General features: G+C 38.8%; 14 protein-coding genes. 8 read left to right on the top strand and 6 right to left on the bottom strand.

What is annotated here, in order from left to right:
* Window positions 1-177: 177 nt before the first annotated feature.
* The 6 genes from QME58_02080 to uvrA all read right to left on the bottom strand — a co-directional run bounded on the left by QME58_02080 (window position 178) and on the right by uvrA (window position 10,051).
* Window positions 178-471 carry a P-II family nitrogen regulator gene (locus QME58_02080; protein MDI6802619.1) on the bottom strand — a complete coding sequence of 98 codons (294 nt, stop codon included), beginning with the start codon at window positions 469-471 and terminating at the stop codon, window positions 178-180.
* A 175-nt stretch (window positions 472-646) separates the two neighbouring features.
* The gene (locus tag QME58_02075) at window positions 647-3,754 is read right to left on the bottom strand and encodes an efflux RND transporter permease subunit (protein MDI6802618.1); all 3,108 of its coding nucleotides are present in this window, start codon (window positions 3,752-3,754) and stop codon (window positions 647-649) included.
* An 11-nt stretch (window positions 3,755-3,765) separates the two neighbouring features.
* The gene (locus QME58_02070; GenBank protein MDI6802617.1) at window positions 3,766-4,797 is read right to left on the bottom strand and encodes an efflux RND transporter periplasmic adaptor subunit; all 1,032 of its coding nucleotides are present in this window, start codon (window positions 4,795-4,797) and stop codon (window positions 3,766-3,768) included.
* Window positions 4,798-4,807: 10 nt separating this feature from the next.
* Window positions 4,808-6,178: a TolC family protein gene (locus QME58_02065; protein ID MDI6802616.1), complete on the bottom strand. Its 1,371-nt coding sequence runs from the start codon at window positions 6,176-6,178 to the stop codon at window positions 4,808-4,810.
* Between the two features lie 57 nt (window positions 6,179-6,235).
* Window positions 6,236-6,847: a TetR/AcrR family transcriptional regulator gene (locus tag QME58_02060; protein MDI6802615.1), complete on the bottom strand. Its 612-nt coding sequence runs from the start codon at window positions 6,845-6,847 to the stop codon at window positions 6,236-6,238.
* A gap of 267 nt (window positions 6,848-7,114) precedes the next feature.
* Window positions 7,115-10,051: an excinuclease ABC subunit UvrA gene (uvrA, locus tag QME58_02055; protein ID MDI6802614.1), complete on the bottom strand. Its 2,937-nt coding sequence runs from the start codon at window positions 10,049-10,051 to the stop codon at window positions 7,115-7,117.
* Window positions 10,052-10,171: 120 nt separating this feature from the next.
* On the opposite strand from uvrA, the gene QME58_02050 reads away from it, so the two are divergent.
* The 8 genes from QME58_02050 (at window position 10,172) to aroC (ending at window position 19,886) form a co-directional block, all read left to right on the top strand.
* Window positions 10,172-13,723 carry an N-6 DNA methylase gene (locus tag QME58_02050; protein MDI6802613.1) on the top strand — a complete coding sequence of 1,184 codons (3,552 nt, stop codon included), beginning with the start codon at window positions 10,172-10,174 and terminating at the stop codon, window positions 13,721-13,723.
* 107 nt (window positions 13,724-13,830) lie between these two features.
* Complete coding sequence (locus QME58_02045) at window positions 13,831-13,998, top strand: hypothetical protein (GenBank protein ID MDI6802612.1); 168 nt, start codon at window positions 13,831-13,833, stop codon at window positions 13,996-13,998.
* Window positions 13,999-14,018: 20 nt separating this feature from the next.
* Window positions 14,019-14,198, top strand: coding sequence for a GxxExxY protein (locus QME58_02040; protein ID MDI6802611.1), 180 nt, complete (start codon window positions 14,019-14,021; stop codon window positions 14,196-14,198).
* 215 nt (window positions 14,199-14,413) lie between these two features.
* On the top strand, window positions 14,414-15,538 hold the full coding sequence (gene aroB, locus QME58_02035) for a 3-dehydroquinate synthase (GenBank protein ID MDI6802610.1): 1,125 nt from the start codon (window positions 14,414-14,416) through the stop codon (window positions 15,536-15,538).
* A gap of 8 nt (window positions 15,539-15,546) precedes the next feature.
* A complete protein-coding gene (locus QME58_02030; GenBank protein ID MDI6802609.1) occupies window positions 15,547-15,975 on the top strand; it encodes a GxxExxY protein in 429 nt (142 codons plus the stop codon).
* Window positions 15,976-16,045: 70 nt separating this feature from the next.
* Entirely contained in the window at window positions 16,046-17,458 is a 1,413-nt protein-coding gene (locus QME58_02025; GenBank protein ID MDI6802608.1) for a type I 3-dehydroquinate dehydratase, read from the top strand.
* Window positions 17,455-18,723, top strand: a complete 1,269-nt coding sequence (aroA, locus tag QME58_02020; protein ID MDI6802607.1) for a 3-phosphoshikimate 1-carboxyvinyltransferase — start codon at window positions 17,455-17,457, stop codon at window positions 18,721-18,723. The genes QME58_02025 and aroA overlap by 4 nt, the downstream gene beginning before the upstream one ends.
* 110 nt (window positions 18,724-18,833) lie before the next feature.
* Window positions 18,834-19,886, top strand: a complete 1,053-nt coding sequence (aroC, locus tag QME58_02015; protein ID MDI6802606.1) for a chorismate synthase — start codon at window positions 18,834-18,836, stop codon at window positions 19,884-19,886.
* Window positions 19,887-20,124: the final 238 nt, after the last annotated feature.

The raw sequence follows: 20,124 nt of genomic DNA, 5'->3' as shown, positions 1-20,124 counted from the left end.
CACGACGATAAAATCTATAACACTAAACTTATATTTGAATTTTTGGAACTGCCCTATATAATGATAATGATATTATCGGAAATTGTCAATAGGAGTATGTATTTTTTTCTGCTTTTATTTTTGTGTGTGAGTTGAATCAAATAGCGTTCTTTTTGTAAGTCGAATTAAAAATCCGACCTACACCACCTTTTCCACATTCCACACGTAGGCGTGTATTCCTTCTTCTTCGGCTTCTTTATTTATTTCACGAACTTTATCGAGCAAAGGTTCAACTTTACTATCATCAATAACCGCAAGCACTACTGCATTCAAGCTGGGCCAGATGTGAGTTCCCAAATGCGGCTCGCCTTTTTCAGTGCCTTGCCCGTGAACATCAACCCAACGTGTAAAGCCGCGTATCGATAACTGCTCCAAAGCTTCATCGACTTCCTCGGTGATTCCGTGATTATATACAATCATTACTGCTTTCATTTTCTTCCTTTCTATTTTAATCAATGGATAATTTTAGTTGTCGGTTATTAGTTTTTAGTTAAAGTTCTTAGTTAATAGTTTTAGTTTATAGTTGATGGGTTGCATATAGAAAAACTATTAAACTAAAACCAGCAACCAACAAACCAGAACAAACAACCCAAAACTAAAAACTGTATTAATCAACCTCTTTCTTCAGTAATTTTGTTCTGAACAAGGAATAAATTACGGGCACAAATACGAGCGTAATTATTGTGGAAACTGTGAGCCCACCGATTACCGAAATGCCTAACGGATTCCAGGTTTCCGACCCCTCACCTGTGCTTAAAGCAAGCGGCAGCATTCCTAAAAGTGTAGTAATTGTAGTCATTAAAACGGGACGCAATCTGTTCTTGCCAGAGTAAACGATGGCTTCGCGCAAACCGATACCACGAGCTCGGGTAATATTTGTATAATCGATTAGTACGATTGCGTTTTTAACAACGATACCGATTAATAGCACAGCACCCAAAAATGAAATCACGCTGAATGTTTGTCCGGTCAGCATCAGTGCGAGAAACACTCCGACGAATGAGAAGGGAACAGAGAACATAATTATAAACGGGTCGATCAACGATTCAAATTGCGATGCCATAACAATATAAACAAGGAAAATACTGAGTATCATAAATAGCAATAAGTCCTGAAATGTATCTTGCTGCTGTTCGACTTGCCCCGCAAATTCTATCGTTATGTCGGCTGGAATATCTAATTTTGCGATTGCGGCTTTTAAATCGTTTGTAATATCGCCGAGCGACCTGTCTTCGGTGTTGGCAGCAACTGTAACAACGCGCTCCTGATTTTTTCGTTTGATATCAGGTGGCGAAAATTCTTCAACTATTTTACCAATGTCTTTAAGTTTTACAATTTGTCCGGTCATTGTCGTAATTGGCACCTGTTCCAAATCGCTTATACTTGTTCGGTTATCTTTATTGTATCTTATGAAAATATCATACTCGTCGCCGCCTTCACGGTACCGTGTCGGAGTCAATCCATACATACTGCTCCGGATAGCAGTAGCAACAGTCGATGTATTCAAACCTACCATAGCAATTTTATCGCGGTTTAGGATTACCTGCAACTCAGGGCGTTCAGGGCTTCTGCTAATATCAACGTCGCGTGTGCCTCCGGTCTTTTTAGCAATTTCAGCTATTTCGTTTGCAAGCAGAGTTGTTTTATTCAAATCGTGCCCTATAATATCGATTGCAAGCGGTTTACCGCTCCCGAAAAGTGTTGATGCTAAAAATATATTTAGTTGAGTAATGCCAGCAACCGGTTTGAGTTTTTCTCGCAAAATATCCGCTATTTCAAACACTGAACGCTTACGTTCATTTTTTCTTGAAAGACGCGTTTGAATATTGAACATATGAAGCCCTTCTTTTTGTCCGAATAGTGCTGCTGAAAATCCTTCATCGTTAATCCCCGAACGAACCGCCAAGAACTCAATTTCAGGAGCCTCTTTTTGTATAATCTGTTCAACTTGTCTTGCTGTTTTTATTGTTTCATCTAAATTGTTGCCTGTCTGCAATTCCACATATATCTGGATTTGCGATTCATCGCTCTTGGGCATAAACTCAGTCCCTTTACCTAGAAACGGAAAACTTCCGACAACCACAAAGAAGATAACTATGCCTGCGATGATAACATATTTTCGGTGGTCTAACGACCATTCAAGGGCTTTACCGTAAAATGTTTCAACAGAGGTGAAAATCTTTTCGCTATTATCAAATAATTTCAGAAAGCGCTTCGGCTTTTGTTCTTCTTCTTTTTTGGATTTTAACCAGCGAGAAGAAAGCATTGGTATCAAAGTCAGCGATGCGAACAGCGAGGTTAGAATTGTGATTGTAACAAGATAGCCTAACTGCTTGAACATTATTCCCGCCATTCCTGTTAAGAAGGTGAGAGGAAAAAATACTGCGACGATTGTTAGAGTAGCGGCTGTTACTGCCAGACCGACTTCTGTTGAACCGAAAATTGAAGCCTCGCGCGGACGGGCGCCCCGGTCAACGTGCCGTGAAATGTTTTCGAGTATAACTATCGCATCGTCAACTACCATTCCGATTGCAATAGATAGGGAAGAGAGTGAAATAATATTTATCGTATTGTTAGAAAAATATAAATAGATAAATGCGACTATCAACGAGAATGGAATTGTAAGTATGATGATGATTGTTGCTTTCCATTGGCGTAAAAAAACCAATACCACGATTGATACGAAAAAGCCGCCTAACAGAATTGCTTCAGTCAAATTGTTAATAGAATTCAAAATAAAAACCGAGCCGTCTAAAATTTGTTCAAGTTTAACATCGGATGGTAAGTCTTTTTTAAGTTCTTCCAACTTTTTGTTCACTGCTGAAGCAACTGCGACTGTGTTGGCACCCGATTGTTTTTGCACGATAATTTGCAGCCCACGGCCACCGTTCAAACGGACGTTAATAGTCCGTTCCTTCAAAGTATCTATAACTTCAGCAACATCTTTCAAATAAATTAGACTGCTACCCGTAGGCGACTTTCCGACAACGATGTTTGCGATCTGGTTTGCATCGGTAAATTCGCCCGGTATGCGGATGTTGTATTCCATCCGCTCCATTTTGATGGAGCCTGCTGGCATTGTAATATTTTCGGCTTGCAGCGATTGACCGATTCGTTGTATGGTCAGGTTATATGCTTCTAATCGTTTCGGGTCAACATTGATCTGAATTTGCCGAATAGGTCCGCCAAACATCAGAACAGTTCCAACGCCCGGAACTCGTTTCAGTGGGTCGGCTATTTTTTGTTCGATAAGTTTATTTAAGCCGGGATAGTTTTCGTTAGCTGTAGCCGATAAGAAAACAACGGGAAACCAGCTTGTGCTAAACTTGAAAATCATAGGTGTTTCTACATCGTCGGGCAGGCGGCGTTTCCCGAATTCAAGTGCATCACGCACGTTGTTCGATGCCTCATCTAAATTTGTTCCCCACTCGAATTCAAGCGTAACTACTGACACGTTGTCCATCGAAGTTGAAGTTATTTTTTTCAATTCGCTTACTGTGCCTAAACTCGTTTCTAAAATTTTAGTAACGTTTTTTTCAACGTCCTGCGCACTTGCGCCCGGATATGAAGTTAAAACGCTGACTATCGGCGGTTCAATCTCGGGGAAGAAATCAATCGGTAGTTGAACAAGCGCAAATATTCCAACAATCAATAGTCCCATGAATACCATTATTGTGGTAACAGGACGTCGGACGAATACTTTTGGGAGATTCATTCACTCCTCCTTTAATTACTACTTACGATTTGGGCGGGTGAACCATCCTTGAGGCGACCCATACCTTTGACTACGAGTTGGTTACCGATATCAAGTCCGGAAATTACTTCAACAATTTCATCCATCTCTTTTCCTAAAATTACTTGACGTCGTTTTGCGGTATCATTTTCAATTATGTATGTGTACAGAATGTTTGTTCCCAATTGTTTGATTAGTGCACTGCGTGGAATTATAAGTGCCTCAATATCTCCAGTTTTTATCATCACACGGGCAAACATTCCCGGTCTGAGAATTCGCTTACTGTTAGGAACTTTTACTTCAACAGCGAAGGTTCGAGTCATCGGATTTATTGCGGGGTCAACTCTCGAAACCGTTCCGGAAAAACTTTGATTGGGATAAACATCAACTTCGATAGCCGCCGTTTGACCGAGCCGTATGTTAGGGAAGTTGCTTTCGGCAACATTAACAAGAATTTTTAAAACGTCAATTTGCATAATGTTCACGATTGCCGGAGCCCCGCCTGCACCCGGTGCAAGCAGGAATACTTCTCCCTCGTTCATACGTTTTGCCGTGATGACTCCTGAAAAGGGTGCGCGTAACTGCGTGTTGCGAAGAATTAATTCGTAAGTTGATTTTGTAGTTTCGTAACCAGCTTTTACTTTATCGAATTGCTGCGGCGATATTGAGCCTTCATCAAACAACGGTTTCATTCTTGTGAAATCTTCTTTCGCAATTTCGCATTGAATGCGTGCTTGCGTTAGCTGCGTATCGTCCATTTGAACTAGCACATCCCCCTCTTTAACTTCGTCGCCTTCTTTCACAAAAATCTTTTCGATTCTGCCTGAGGTTTGAGCTCCCAAGTTGGTTTCACGCCAAGCCATAACGGTTCCGGCAAAATCTAAAGTCCGTTCTATTTTCATTTTACCGACCTGATGAACTTCAACCGGGATTACCGGCTCGTAGTTGGTGTTGTTTGTTTTAGATCCGCATCCTACTAATAATACTGCGAATAAAATTGATGTTAATACATTAATCTGTCTCATATTATCCTATTTAAAAATTATTTCCTAAAAGTTGTTCTAACTCTGCAACAGCAGAATTATAATCGTAAACTGCCTGAAAGTAATTCACCTTTGACTGAGTGAGAGCGAGTTCGGCATCGTTCACTTCTAATTGAGTTCCGAGTCCATTGCTGTATCTCGACTTTGCAATCTCGAATCCACGTTCGGCTTGTGCAATCGCCTTATCCTGTCCATCAATGCGTTTTTTCCCTTGTTCAATCCGGTATATTACATTTTGTGCTTGAATCTTAACCGCTTCGGTCAGCAGGTTTTGCCTATCAAGCAATTGCTGGTAGGAAATTTTAGCTTGGTCGATTTTTGCCTGAGTTCCCCAACCGTTAAAAATCGGAATTTGCAATTGTAGTCCAACAAATTGCGTGTTTACCCAATTATAATCTTTGAATTTTAAGTCGTTTGCTTGAGTTTGATATTGGTAATTTCCGAAAGCAGCAAGTGTGGGTAAATGTCCGCTGCGTTCTAAATTTATCATCGATTTTGCGATATCTACGTGATATTGCAGTTGTTTTATATCAGAATTGTTTTGGTCTAATACCTCTACCGTCCTCGTAAAATTTGGGGTTTCGGTTTGTTTATAATCCAGTTCGCCATCGATATCTATATTTACTGAAGCATCTAAACCTAATGCAATTTTGAACGAGTTCTTTGCAAGTTCATAATTATTTTCAGCTTGAAGTGCAATTGGTTTCACATTCTCAACTTGAACCTCGGCGCGGATTAAATCGTATTCAGAAACCAAACCTTGTTTTTGCATTTTTCGTACGTTCTCGAAATTATCGTTTGCGTTTTTCAAACTTGCAATCATCAGGTTTTTCACTTCGCGAGATAGTAATACACCGTAGAACGATTTTTTAACATCTGCAATCGTTTTAAATTTTGTACCTCTGAAAGTTTCTTCTGCTAAATCTTTACCAGTGTTTGCCATCGACATACCGATGTAAATCGGATATGAGAAAACCGGTAGTGATGCTGAAATTATTCCTGAATATGAATGGTCGGAACCGATTTCCATAATTGCCGGCTGTCCCGGTCTGCTGAATGGTGTTCCCGGCGGTAAAAATATTACCGGCTTTTTAATGTTGTTAGTGTATTGACCGCTTGCATTAATTTTCGGAAGCAGATTACTGCGGGCTTCAGTCAACTTGGAATGAGTTTTATCAACTTCAAGTTTACTGATGTTCAGAGCTTTATTCTGTTCGAGTGCAAGCTCGATAGCAGTTTGTAAATTTATCTTTCTTGCTACATTCTCTTGTGCTTTTATAATTGTAGCTGTAATTAAGAAAAAAGATAAAAGAATTATGATGCATTTTATCTTCAAGATATTCTCCTGTATTATTTTGTTCATACAATTTATTTAGCTATTGGTATGTGGCCCATCAAACCATTAACCATTAACTTTATTTCATTTTTTAAGTCCGTTAATAATTAGCTCTGTTAAGAAGAGCGAATCGTTTTCGATAGACTTATAATTTATTTCGTTTGTTGACTTGCTTTTGCTAAGGACTTTCGTTGCGATTGATTCGATAGCCGAGACGAATATATTCGCCGCTCTGTGGGTATCAACATTTTTCAATTCACCTCTCTGCAGTCCATCCGAAAAAATTTTTACAACTATCAGAATTTGTTTCTCAAAAAATTCGCGGTAGAGCAGTTCTGATATTGGTCTGAATTCTAAAATAGAATTTACTGTTAGGTTATGAAGGTTAATTAATTTCTGAAAATAATTGATGCGAGTTTTTATAAAAATGGTTAATTGGTCGTGAACACCGGTGATTGTTAATACTTTATTTTCCAACTCTGTTACCAATTCATCCGTCTCCGATTTTACAACATCCCTAAAAAGTTCTTCCTTGCTGTCGTAGTAATAGTAGAGCGAAGCTTTTTTCATACCGACTGCATTTGCCACATCATCGAGTGTGGTTTTAGCAAATCCGAACCTGCCAAACACCTGTTTAGCGGCTGCGAGGATTTGATTTTTCTTTAAATCCTGTGAAATTTCTTGATTTTCTGGCATATTTAATTTATGAAATTGTTTGACTAATAAATTTGATTAGTCGAATATATGAATGTTTGAATATAATAGCAAGTTGCTTCGGTAGTATAATTGGTAGGAAGAGGAACTAAGTGATGGGGTATTGTGGAATTAAGGCATTATACTTTTTCTTATTAACTGACTGAAGTTACGCAGAATTGACTTTTTGTCAAAAAATAGTCTGAATTTGAGGTTTCAGATTCTTCTCCCGCTCTACGAGCGGGATCAGAATGACTCTTTTGCGTAACTTCAGTAACTGAGTAAATTTTTGTTTCGGTAATAATACTCCCGCATACTATCAATTATTTTTAAAAACTTTCCAGTATGTGAGTTTTTATTTAAAGCAACTTCTTCGGGAGTTCCAACCGCAACAACACGACCGCCTGCCTCACCGGCTTCGGGACCTAAATCAATTATCCAATCGGCGCATTTTATTACATCCATATTATGTTCGATGATGAGAACTGAGTGTCCGTCCATAATTAAGGCGTCGAAGCATTTTAAAAGTTTTGCAATATCATCGAAATGTAAACCTGTTGTCGGCTCATCGAAAATAAAAAGTTTTCTACCTCCTGTATCCTGCGCTAACAAGTGTGCGGCTAATTTTATTCGTTGTGCTTCACCGCCCGATAGTGTTGTTGCCTGTTGCCCAAGCCGGATGTATCCAAGTCCTACGTCAAGTAAAATCTGTAATTGCTTGACAATCCGTCGTGCTGAAACATCGGAACTGAAAAATGTTATTGCTTCCGAGACAGTCAGGTTCAAAACATCGCTTATATTTTTACTGTGGTATTTGACTTCGAGTATTTCTTTTTTAAAGCGTTTTCCTTTACAAACATCGCAAGTCAGTTGCAAGTCGGCAAGGAACTGCATCTCGATAACTTGGATACCGCTTCCTTCGCAAGCATCGCAACGGCCAGCAGCCACGTTGAACGAAAAACTTCCCGGTGTATATCCACGGATTCTTGCAGCTTGCGTGTTTGCATAAAGATTTCGGATTGCATCAAAAACTTTTATATAAGTAACAGGGTTCGAGCGCGGCGTTCGACCAATCGGGGATTGGTCAACCAATTCAACGCCGTCTATAAATTGGCTTCCCTGCAGATGCTTGAGATTTTCGGAGAGAAAATTTTCTGAATTAACGCTACTGTTCGCTTTGATATTCTTGAGAGCCGGATAAAGTATATCCATTACCAATGTGCTTTTACCGGAACCACTCACGCCGGTGATACATACAAATTTATTCAGTGGAATTTCGACATCCACATTTTTCAGGTTGTTTGCTGATGCACCTTTTATGATAAGGTTTTTGGTCTCATTAAATCTTCGATTTTTAGGGAGCGGAATAGCGAGCCTTCCGCTCAAATACTTGCCGGTAAGCGACATTGAATCTCTTTTGATTTCATCGTAAGTCCCTTGAAACACTACATTTCCGCCGTTTTCGCCAGCCCCCGGTCCTAAATCAAGTATCACATCTGCCGATTTCATCATATCTGAATCATGTTCAACTACAATAACGGTATTGCCCACATCTCGTATCGATTTAAGAATCCCGATAAGTTTGTCGTTATCACGCGGGTGCAATCCGATACTCGGTTCATCTAAAACATAAATAGCACCCATTAACGACGAACCTAAAGATGTAGCTAAATTAATCCGTTGCGATTCGCCCCCCGAAAGAGTGTTCGATAACCGGTCGAGTGTGAGATATCCGATTCCAACATCAACAAGATATTTCAAGCGGCGTTTCAGTTCTTCTAATATTCTGCTGGCAATATTAAAATCGAATTCACTTAATTGTCCGTCAAACGACGGATTAAAAAAAACGAACGCCTGATCAAGCGTCATCCGCACAACATCGAAAATTGTCTTATCTGCAATACGAATGTTTAATGCTTCTTTTCTTACACGTGAACCATTACAATCCTGGCAGGTAGTATAACCACGGAAGCGACTTAAAAAATATCTGTAATGTATTTTATACGATTTGCTTTCGATGAACTTAAAAAATTTGTAAAGACCGGCGAAACCATCCCATCCATTTAGTATGATGTTGATTTCTTCTTTAGTTAAATCATAAAACGGAACATCTAAACGAACACCCGCATCGTCAGCAATTATTATAAAATCTTCAAGATATTTTTTCCATTTGGGTGTAGTCCAAGGTTGAATGGCGCCATCACGAATAGTTTTCGATTTGTTCGGTATTACCAAATCTAAATCTATCCCTACCGATTTCCCAAAACCTTGACAAACAGGGCAAGCCCCATAAGGATTGTTAAACGAAAACAAACGCGGGTCAGGTTCTTCATACCCGATGCTGCAATCAGCACAATTAAAATGCTGGTTGAATCGTAAAGTTTTATCGTTCTCAAGAACTTTTAAAATCAGATTACCATTTCCAAGATTAAATGCTGTTTCAATCGAATCTGCAAGCCGTGTAGTGTCGTCCGATTTTCTGAAAATTATTCTATCGACTACTACAAATATATCGCTCTTGTTTAACTCCTTCGTACAAAGTTTTGTTGAGGAAATTTCTGTTAAATCTATCAACTCGTTTTTACAAAAGATTCTTATAAATCCCTGCTTCTTGATATTCTCGATTTCTTTCTTAAAACTTGCTTTGGTGTGAGTTTGCAAAGGGAACATTACATAAAGGCGTGATTCGGAAAGATCAGCAAGCTCTGTTTCTAATTTGGAGAGTACGGTTTTAACCGAGTCGCGTTGAACGAATTTTCCACATTTGTGGCAAATGGTTTTTCCGATTCGAGCAAAGAGAAGTCGGAGATAGTCATATATTTCAGTGGTTGTACCGACTGTCGATCGAGGATTACGTGTGGAAGTGATTTGTTCGATTGCAATAGCCGGACTCAATCCCTCGATAGAATCAACGTCGGGTTTATCCATTCGTTCAAGAAATTGGCGGGCATAAGCTGATAAACTTTCGACAAAACGGCGCTGTCCTTCGGCATAGATTGTATCAAAAGCTAAACTCGATTTCCCCGAACCGCTAACTCCTGTAAATACAATAAGTTGGTTGCGGGGGAGTTCTAAATTAATGTTTTTGAGATTGTGAACCCGTGCGCCGCGGATGATAAGATTTTTGGTAAGAATACGGTCGTTCTTCTTGTACTTTGTTGAGTTCTTTCTTCTTTGAATCTTTTCGCCTGACTTAGATGTTTTCATCAATTAAATCTAAAGAAAAATTGGCTTGTTTCAAAGAATTTATTGGTTTTGCTTTTCTGGCAACCTATTATTAACTTAATAATCATCAAACCAACTTTTATTCATCCAATATCCGGCATAATGGGAAAAATAAAGACAAACGAACGCGAACTTCTCGGCAAGATTACCGAATGGTTCAACGAGCATATCAAACGAAATGCTTTTCCTTTCACGGAAGCAACGAATGAACCCGGCATTCCCACAGAAACAACAACTCGTTTTGGCGATCTCGTAATCTGGAAAAACCTTCAAGCGCGTGATGCTTACACGTACTTAGAACTAAAACCACCTTTTGCTGCAAGAGAAAATTTAGAAACATTCAGACAAAAAGCTGTCCAGCTAAAAGTGGAATATGCTTACACTTGGGATTTCCAATCACTCAACGCGTTCAAGGTAAAGGGAAATAAACTTGAACCGCTTGGTTCTGAGCCGACACCTATTCTCACAAACATAAATGACTGGCTGCGTGGAGATATTCAGGCAACAATAAAAGCATACATTCGCCGCATTTGTTCAGAGGTTATACGGCTTCATGATGTCGGATCATTTGAGAGATTTCAGCCGGAGAAAGTTTATTTTGTAAATCTTCTTCGCAATTCAACACAACAGTTGATACCTGAATTTGAAAAGTTTTTCAAAGATGAATCCCGTGATAAGAAAAAGAAAGCAAAGATCACTGAGTACGTTACGAAGCAAGGCATAACGTATCCCTCGGATAGTGAATTCTTCAAACTTATAGCCCGCCAACGTGTTTATGGGTTGATAACAAAAATCATCTTTTATCTTACAGTTAGCAGGTACTTTGAAGATTTACCCGAGCTGCACCAATCCGATGAGCGGGATTTAAATCGTCTGCTCAAGGTTGCATTCACGAAAGCAAGCGAAAAAGATTGGCAAGCTGTTTTCGTGGATGGACCGATTGAAGGGCTTGGCATTCCCAATTCCGCTTATCCGTATCTTCGTGAATTGTTTTCTGAGCTGCGGGTTTATCATTTTGGGGATTTGCCTGAAGATGTTATTGGTGAGTTGTTTGAGGAAATAGTAGATCCTGAACAAAGACACAATCTTGGACAATACTTTACACGGGAAGATTTGGTTGATCTCATCATCGGTACTGTCGTTCAAGACAAAGATGGATTTTACGGAGACCCGACATGCGGCTCAGGAACATTTTTAATCCGGCTGTACGACCGGCTTCGTTATCTTTCGGGACATCGGGCAACACACAACCAGTTACTGAATCAAATCTGGGGAATCGATATCGGAAAATTCCCTGCTGAGCTTTCTACGATTAATCTGTTCAGGCAGGATGTAAAAAACTTCGATAATTTTCCAAGGGTAGTTCATAAGGATGTTTTTGAAATTCGTAAAGGGGAAAGCTTCCCGTTTCCACCACCGCACGCCGGTAAATATTTCAAAGACAAGATTGACGTGACTATCCCTGAATTTCATGGGCTGGTCGGTAATTTCCCATACATACGCCAAGAACTTATTGAAAAGAAAGTAAAGGGATATAAAAAGGATTTAACAAAAATACTTGCAGAGGAATACCTTCTTACTTACCCCTCGCTTTTCGAATTAAAAAGTATAAAAGAGAAAGACATCGCCAATGCACGTGGTTTGAGTGAGGCCGAACAGAAAAAATCTATCCAGCGATGGGTGGAAAAAGGACACGTTGAGTTAAAGTTATCCGGTCAGGCGGATATTTACGCTTACATTTTCCTTCACACTGCAACGCTTCTCTCAAAGGATGGAGCATTCGCTATCATCACATCAAACTCGTGGCTCGATGTTTCTTACGGCTCTGTTATGAAACAATTTTTCCTCGATCACTTCAAAATCAAGATGATTATTGCATCGTGGGCTGAGCCGTGGTTCGAAGATGCGGCAGTAAATACGATTGTAACGGTTCTTGAGCGTGAAGAGAATACACAAGCGAGAAGCGATAACATCGTCCATTTTGTAAAGCTGAAAATGAAATTGGAAGAGCTTATTCCATTTCGTGACCTTCGGCTTGAGTCGCAGAAAAGGTGGGATAGGATTGACGGCATTGTAAGCATGATCGAATCGGCTGAGCACGATAAGAAAGTACGAAAAGTTTCCGACGTCATTTCTTCTTTGGAAACAGATGAAATGCGCATACGGATGGTAAAGCAATCCGATATTATTCACGAGCTTCAGGGGAAAGAAGATCTGGCAAAATGGGGAAAGTATCTCCGTGCGCCCGATGTTTACTTTGAGATTTTGGAAAAGTGCAAAGATAAGCTTGTGCCGTTGAAGCAGATTGCCGATGTGCGTTTCGGAATTAAGACAGGTATCAATGAATTTTTCTATCTCACATCCATTGTCACCCTGAGCGAAGCGAAGGGCCTCACTTCTATAGAAAAGAAAGATTCTTCGTCCCGTCTGAAGAGCAACGGGACTCAGAATGACATGAGAGTACAATGCCGCAACGATCGGGGATGGGAAGGCGAAATTGAACAAAAATATTTAAAAAGAATTATCAAAGACTCGTCGCAATTTAAAAAAATACTAATTGAATCAAATGAGGTGACAGTATTACTTTTCGTTTGTAACGAATCGAAAGAAAAGTTAAAAAAACAGGGAGATGTTGGAGCGTTAAGATATATTGAGTGGGGTGAGACACAGACAAACGAGCAAAACGTGAGTTTTCCAAAAATTAAATCTGTCCAAAGCAGAAAATATTGGTATGGTATCAATAATGTTATTGATGATGAGATCCTTTATCTTGCAGCACCTCGAAATAGATTCTTAGCGTTTCATAATAAAGAAAGATTCTTAGTAGACAAGCGTCTTTATTCCATCAAGCCTAATAAGGAGAGTGTTTTAGTCTTCTTAAACTCCTTTCTCAACATTCTTCATCTTGAAGCATACGGTAGAGATGTTAATAATGGCAATGCTAAGGAGTTTACTGTGGAGGACGTTGAAAACATGCTCATCCCAGATACCGATGTAAAATTCGATATTTCTAAATTAGAAAAAAGAAAGATCAAACCAATATTCGAGGAAATCAAACAAAAAGATCGCAAGGCATTAGATGCGGCTGTGCTTAAAGCTTTAGGTCTCAATGTTGAAGAATATCTACCCCGCATTTACGAGGGTTTGTGTGAAATGGTGCATGAGCGGCTTGAGCTGCCGAAAATGCGCAAGAAGCAGCAGAAAGAAAAAGTAAAAATATCATACGATCAGGTAAAAGCTTCCGTGATAAAAGATTGTTTGTCGGATGGAATAAGAAAATTCCCCGAAGATTTCTACGATGATAATTATTTAAAAGTTGAGTGCGAAACACATCCAACTACTGGTAAGAAACTTCACTCCGAACATTTTATGGGGCATTACGAACTTAAGGATGAGAGCGGAAAACTAATACTTCAAATCGAAGGCGAGTCAATAGCAGAGTTTGCCATGATTCTTGCAAAGGAAAATGTTTACCAATTGAAGATTCCCAAGAGTGACAAAGTTGTTGAGTCGATACTCAAAAAATATCACCGTTATGTCAGAAACCTCAGAAAATCCCTTGAAGAAGATGCACATCAAAAGTTGCACGATTGGAGCGTCGCTGAACGGATGGCAAAGGAGATTATGGAAGAGTACGGGATTCATAATTTTTGAATGGATTATTACATGAAATAGTCGAATGTTATTAGTTGAAATAGACTAAAACATTAACTATATTAATTTGAAATTTCAATTGATATCACAAGATAAAAAAATAAGCTATGGCTCGATCAATTCCTGCCTTGGTTAATCATCGTTTACTTGAATGGGTGAGAAAAGAGGCAGGTTACACCGATGAAGAGGCAGCCGAAAAGCTCAAACGTTCGGTTGAAGAATTAGAATTTGCAAAAAATAGTTTGGTGCATAGGACACAGATGAACGCGGATTAGACGGATATACACGGACAAATATGTTACATGAAGAATTAACAAATATTATCATCGGTGCATTTTATAAAGTTTACGAAAACTCTCTTAAGATTGAATTACTACGACACGGGTTGAGAGTTGAGCAGCAAAAGCATATAAAAGTGCATTACGAAGGGCTCGAAGTTGGTGATTATTTTGTCGACCTGTTAGTTAATGACTGAAGTTACGCAAAAGAGTCATTCTGATCCCGCTCGTAGAGCGGGAGAAGAATCTGAAACCTCAAATTCAGGCTATTTTTTGACAAAAAGTCAATTCTGCGTAACTTCAGTTACTAACGATAAAAAAAGAATTCGAAACGAACACAGATAAAACAATCCGTCTGATTCCGTTGAATCAGTGTGTATCCGTGTTCTATTATTACAAGTTTAAATTACATATGCACGAAAAAGTAAAAGTAAAAATTTCAAACAATAACAAAAAGTCGTACGATATTTATATCGGTCCGTCAGATGACGGATCATTATCATTTGCGGCTGCCGATATTGTTAAGAAATTTCCCAAATCGAAATGTTTTATCATTACTGATACAAATGTCGAAAAACTTTACGCACGAAATTTTAATAACTTTTTAAAAAGGCAAGGTGTTACTTCAAAAGTATTTACATTTCAAGCTGGTGAAAAATCAAAAACACGGAAGACCAAAGAGTATTTAGAAAATCAGTTAATAAAATCAGGAGCTAACAGAAACTCAGTAATTATTGCACTCGGTGGGGGAGTTGTCGGCGATATTGCCGGCTTTGTAGCTGCAACATTGTTCAGAGGAGTTCCGTTCATCCAAATTCCAACAACCTTACTTGCACAGGTCGATAGCAGTGTTGGGGGTAAAGTTGGGCTCAACCACCCGCTTGGGAAGAACCTGATTGGCGCATTCTACCAACCCGATACAGTATATATAGATGTTTCGACATTGCAAACAATATCCGATGAAGAGTACCGGAATGGGTTAGCCGAAGTTGTTAAATACGGTGCATCGCTTGATGTAAAATTGTTTGAACTACTCGTTCGGAATTACAAAAAAATTCTTTCTCGTGATACAAAGTTGTTGAAGAATATTATCGAGCGTTGCTGCGAATTAAAAGCTGAAGTTGTTAACAAAGATGAAAAAGAAAAATCGTACAGACGAATTTTGAATTTTGGGCATACGATTGGTCATGCACTTGAAAAATTAAGCAATTACAAAATTCCTCACGGTGCTGCTGTTTCAATCGGAATGGTTGCAGAAGCTGAAATGGCTTTTCGTTTGAAAATTCTGAATCGCAAATCGGTAGTTAAACTTAAAATGTTGCTGACACATTTTGGGTTACCCACAGACCTACCGAAAAATTATAGCGTTCCCGATTATGTCGAAGCAACACAAACAGATAAAAAAGCAGTTGAGGATATTATTTTATACACACTAATAGAAAAAATCGGAAGTGGAGTGATAGATGTACCTCTTACTGCCGAAGATGTTGAAGCATTATTGATAGCACGTAACTATTTAACAAAATTAAGATTATAATACATAATATGCCACAAAATCACCAAAACACAAAATATCACAAAAAAGATTTTGACACCTTACCTCAGGAATTAGAAAGCATTGGAAAAAAAATTGTCGATGCTGCTTATACTGTTCATAAAACACTCGGACCAGGATTACTGGAAAAAGTATATGAAATCTGTTTTTGCCACGAATTAACAAAAAGGGGGTTAGAATATTTGCGCCAAATGGATATCCCAATAGTTTATGATGGTATTACATTTCAAGAGGGATTACGATTGGATGTTTTGGTTGAGAATAAAATAATTTGTGAAATTAAAGCAGTGGATTTAATCAATCCTGTTTGGGAAGCTCAAGTTTTAAGTCATTTGAAATTAACTAACAAACGTTTAGGTTATTTAATCAACTTTAATGTTGTTAATATTGGACAAGGTATTAAGCGATATGTCTTATAAATTTGGTAGAATTTCGTGCTTTAGTGTTTTAGTGGCAAAACATTTTAATACATAGGAATAACAATCTTTTATGATTTGCGTTAGCATAGCCCCCAAAAATATGAAAGAAGCCCGCGAACTCTTGTTAAAAGCGGGAAAATTAGCTGACGTTGTTGAGATACGTGTTGAAAATATAGTTGATCTCGATATTGAGCAACTCTTATCTCAGCCGCGTCCTGGTGTAATTATCACAAACCGCCCGTCTGTCCCGACTCGTCGAATATCAGAAGACAAACGAATTGCTCTATTATATAAGGCAATTGAGTTGGGGGCAGAATATATAGATATCGAATATAAATCGAAGAAAAAAATTGTATTAGATATAATCAAATTCTCTTATCTTCATAAAACGAAAATAATTTTGTCGTATCATAATTTTTCTAATGTATGGAGAAGCGTATTACATCCATATCTTGGTATTAAAAATTTATTCCCCTCATACATCAAAATAGCAACCTGCGCCAATAATATATCTGAAAATCTGCAAATATTTCGTTTATTGAAAGTAGCAAAAAAAGAGCATATAAAATTATCAGCCTTTTGTATGGGAGAGCGGGGTGAAACCAGCCGAATACTTGCGCCCCGCTTTGGCGGATGCATAACATATTGCTCTCTCGGCGAGGGGGATGAAACTGCACCGGGACAAATTCCTGTAAAAAAATTATTGGAAGTTTATAACTACAGATCAATAAATGAACAAACTAAAATTTTCGGATTGGCGGGGAATCCGGTTTCGCATAGCCGTGGTATTTATATACACAATAAATTTTTCAAGAAGAATAAATTAAATGCAGTGTATGTAAACTTTTTAACGGATGATTTCGGAAATTTTTTTAGAACATACTTAGAGTATCTGCAAGGTATAAGCATTACAATTCCACATAAAGAGGAAGCAGCTAAATTATTGAAAAACCGGTCTGATGAGGCGGAAGCCACCGGTTCTGTGAATACTATTATAAAGACGACAGAAGGTTTTGTCGGTTATAATACTGATGCGTTAGCGGCTGTAATGATTTTTGAAAAATTATTAAACGGTAAATCGGTAGCTGTGTTAGGGACCGGCGGCACTGCCCGAAGTGCTATTTATGCCGCTAAAAAATGTGGCGGTAATGTTCATATCTTTGGTAGGAATTTAAAGAAGGCTAAAATTCTTGCTAAAAAATTTAAATGTGAATTCAGTTCTCTCGAAGATATTCAAAAAATTAAGAAGATGGATGCAATAATTAATACTACTCCGGTTGGTATGGTACCGAATACTGACGCATCACCAATTCCTAAAACACTGTTAAATAAAAAAATGTTAGTCGTCGATTTTGTTTATACTCCGAAGGTTACAAAACTATTGCGTGATGCTGCCGAAACCGGCTGCCAGATTATTCCGGGGACAAAAATATTTGAATCTCAGGCAAAATTGCAGCAAGAATTTTTTAAATCAGTTATATGACAAAAATAGAAAGAGTGAACGCTGTGGTTAATGTTCCAACATCAAAGAGTATTACAAACCGGGCATTGATTGCTGCAGCTTTAGCAAATGGTATTTCGGAAATAATGAATTTCTCAACCGCCGACGACTGCCGGCTTATGATAGATGCGTTGCGGAAACTTGGTGTTGGCATCGAAGAAATTGGAAACAAGTTGATTGTAACAGGTACCGGAGGAAAAATTAAGGCGCCTGATTCAGATTTATTTGTCGGAAACGCAGGCACAACAATGCGCTTTCTTGCAGGTTTTGCAGCATTAGCCGATGGTTCTACTATAATATATGGCGACGAACGGATGAACTTACGACCGATTGGTGATTTAACTACTGCACTTGAACAGCTTGGGATCAGAACAGAAACAAACAACGGCTACCCGCCTGTAAAAATTTATGGTGGAAAATTAATGGGGGGAACCGTTCGCATCGACGCTTCTAAAAGCAGCCAGTTTGTTTCTTCTATATTATTGATAGCCCCTTATGCGGCAAGCAATGTCGATTTGCTGCTGAGCGGTCAGATCGCTTCAAAGCCGTATCTTGATATTACATACGAAGTAATGCAATCATTTGGTGCTGATGTTCAAGAAAAAACAAACGGTTACTATATTAATAGTACAAAACGATACCAACCCACTACATATATAATAGAGGGGGATTATTCATCGGCATCTTATTTCTTTGCAGCCGCAGCAGTAACTGGTGGAAAAGTTACTGTGCAAAACTTAAATTCGCAATCCAAACAAGGTGATGCCGGTTTTTTGGAAGTCCTCCAAAAAATGGGATGTAAAGTAATTAAGGATGTTCACCCCGATTATTTCGGGGTTGAGGGGATTACAGTCGTTGGTAGCTCGGAACTATCAGGTCTCACAATTGATATGAACGATATGCCCGATATGGTTCCGACTTTAGCAGTAATTGCATTATTTGCAAAAGGGAAGACTAATATTGAGAACGTTGCTCATTTACGTCATAAAGAATCAGACCGGCTGTTTGCAATGGCAACAGAATTGCGGAAGTTAGGTGCTGAAGTTACAGAGTTCGATGGCGGACTTGAAATTGTGCCGAAGGAAAAATATATTGGTGCTGAGATAAATACTTATAACGACCACAGAATAGCTATGAGTTTTGCAGTTGCGGGTTTAAAAATCCCGAATATCAGAATTAAAAATCCAGGTTGTGTTAAAAAATCGTTCCCGATTTTTTGGTATGAATTTGAAAAACTTTATCTTTAATTGATGAATATGAAATGGATAAAACAATCAGTGTTCTATTTTACCAGATATAAATGGACCACGAATGGACACAGATTAAACGGATAAGCACAGATTAAGAAGGCATGATTATGTCAGGTAATACTTATGGTGAAAAATTCAGAGTTACAACATTCGGCGAAAGCCACGGCAAAGCTGTAGGTGTTGTGGTTGATGGTGTGCCATCGAAGTTAGCATTATCGCTGGAAGATATTCAAAAAGAGCTTGACCGCCGGCGACCCGGACAAAGCGCTATTACAACCCAGCGGCAGGAAGAAGATAAAGCTGAAATATTGAGCGGAGTTTTCGAAGGCAAAACACTCGGCACTCCGATTTGCATAATTGTTTGGAACAAGGAAAAGCGTTCCGAAGATTACGAAAATATCAAAAACATCTTCCGTCCAGGACATGCCGATTTTTCGTACTATTCAAAATACGGGATATACGATTACCGCGGCGGCGGACGCGCATCGGGCAGAGAAACTATCGGTCGTGTTGCCGCAGGTGCAATAGCTAAAAAAATATTAGCTCAGCACAAAATAAAAATTATCGCATACACAAAATCGGTTGCAGGTATAGAAGCAAAAAAAATCGACTACGCTGAAATAGAAAAAAATTTAGTTCGCTGCCCCGATGCTAATGCTGCTAAAAAAATGGAGAAGAAAATTTTAGAAGTAATGAAAGCCGGCGACTCGGTTGGTGGAATTGTTGAAGTTGTCGTTCAAGGTTGTTCGCCCGGTATAGGCGAGCCGGTGTTCAACAAACTTGATGCTGAACTTGCAAAGGCAATGTTATCGATTCCTGCAGTTAAAGGATTTGAAATCGGTTCAGGTTTTCACGCGGCTGAAATTTATGGAAGCCAAAACAATGATGAATTTTTTTTCGATAAAAAACTAAAACGGATGCGGACTCGCACCAACTATGCGGGTGGGGTTTTAGGAGGTATTACTACGGGCGAAGAAATTATTTTTCGTATCGCCGTTAAGCCGACCTCCTCAATCTTTCAATCCCAAACGACTGTGAACGTTGCGGGAAATAAGCGAAGCTTGCAGATAAAAGGCAGGCACGACCCGTGTATTTGCCCTCGAATCGTTCCGGTTGCCGAGGCAATGACGGCAATAGTGTTAATAAATAATATTTTTTAGAAATACACTTAAAACAGCTGAAGTTACGCAAAAGAGTCATTCTGATCCCGCTCGTAGAGCGGGAGAAGAATCTGAAACCTCAAATTCAGACTATTTTTAGATGTTTCGCTTCGCTCAACATGACAAAAAGTCAATTCTGCGTAACTTCAGTAAAACAGTGTAATTTGCACGTTTTATAAGTGTTTCAATTTAACACGAAAAACAACAAATTTTCAGCAAAATATTTTTTTATTTTTCT

It is taken from the genome of Bacteroidota bacterium (genome assembly GCA_030017895.1).
Classification (GTDB): Bacteria; Bacteroidota; Ignavibacteria; order UBA10030; family BY39; genus JASEGV01.
Note: the sequence above shows the minus strand (reverse complement) of the source record. Positions and strands in the feature narration are given on the sequence as shown.

What these genes read in the sequence shown, in the direction of transcription:
- QME58_02080 (MDI6802619.1), bottom strand. Translation starts at nt 471, where the DNA reads ATGAAAGCAGTAATGATTGTATATAATCACGGAATCACCGAGGAAGTC.
- QME58_02075 (MDI6802618.1), bottom strand. Translation starts at nt 3,754, where the DNA reads ATGAATCTCCCAAAAGTATTCGTCCGACGTCCTGTTACCACAATAATG.
- QME58_02070 (MDI6802617.1), bottom strand. Translation starts at nt 4,797, where the DNA reads ATGAGACAGATTAATGTATTAACATCAATTTTATTCGCAGTATTATTA.
- QME58_02065 (MDI6802616.1), bottom strand. Translation starts at nt 6,178, where the DNA reads ATGAACAAAATAATACAGGAGAATATCTTGAAGATAAAATGCATCATA.
- QME58_02060 (MDI6802615.1), bottom strand. Translation starts at nt 6,847, where the DNA reads ATGCCAGAAAATCAAGAAATTTCACAGGATTTAAAGAAAAATCAAATC.
- uvrA (MDI6802614.1), bottom strand. Translation starts at nt 10,051, where the DNA reads ATGAAAACATCTAAGTCAGGCGAAAAGATTCAAAGAAGAAAGAACTCA.
- QME58_02050 (MDI6802613.1), top strand. Translation starts at nt 10,172, where the DNA reads ATGGGAAAAATAAAGACAAACGAACGCGAACTTCTCGGCAAGATTACC.
- QME58_02045 (MDI6802612.1), top strand. Translation starts at nt 13,831, where the DNA reads ATGGCTCGATCAATTCCTGCCTTGGTTAATCATCGTTTACTTGAATGG.
- QME58_02040 (MDI6802611.1), top strand. Translation starts at nt 14,019, where the DNA reads ATGTTACATGAAGAATTAACAAATATTATCATCGGTGCATTTTATAAA.
- aroB (MDI6802610.1), top strand. Translation starts at nt 14,414, where the DNA reads ATGCACGAAAAAGTAAAAGTAAAAATTTCAAACAATAACAAAAAGTCG.
- QME58_02030 (MDI6802609.1), top strand. Translation starts at nt 15,547, where the DNA reads ATGCCACAAAATCACCAAAACACAAAATATCACAAAAAAGATTTTGAC.
- QME58_02025 (MDI6802608.1), top strand. Translation starts at nt 16,046, where the DNA reads ATGATTTGCGTTAGCATAGCCCCCAAAAATATGAAAGAAGCCCGCGAA.
- aroA (MDI6802607.1), top strand. Translation starts at nt 17,455, where the DNA reads ATGACAAAAATAGAAAGAGTGAACGCTGTGGTTAATGTTCCAACATCA.
- aroC (MDI6802606.1), top strand. Translation starts at nt 18,834, where the DNA reads ATGTCAGGTAATACTTATGGTGAAAAATTCAGAGTTACAACATTCGGC.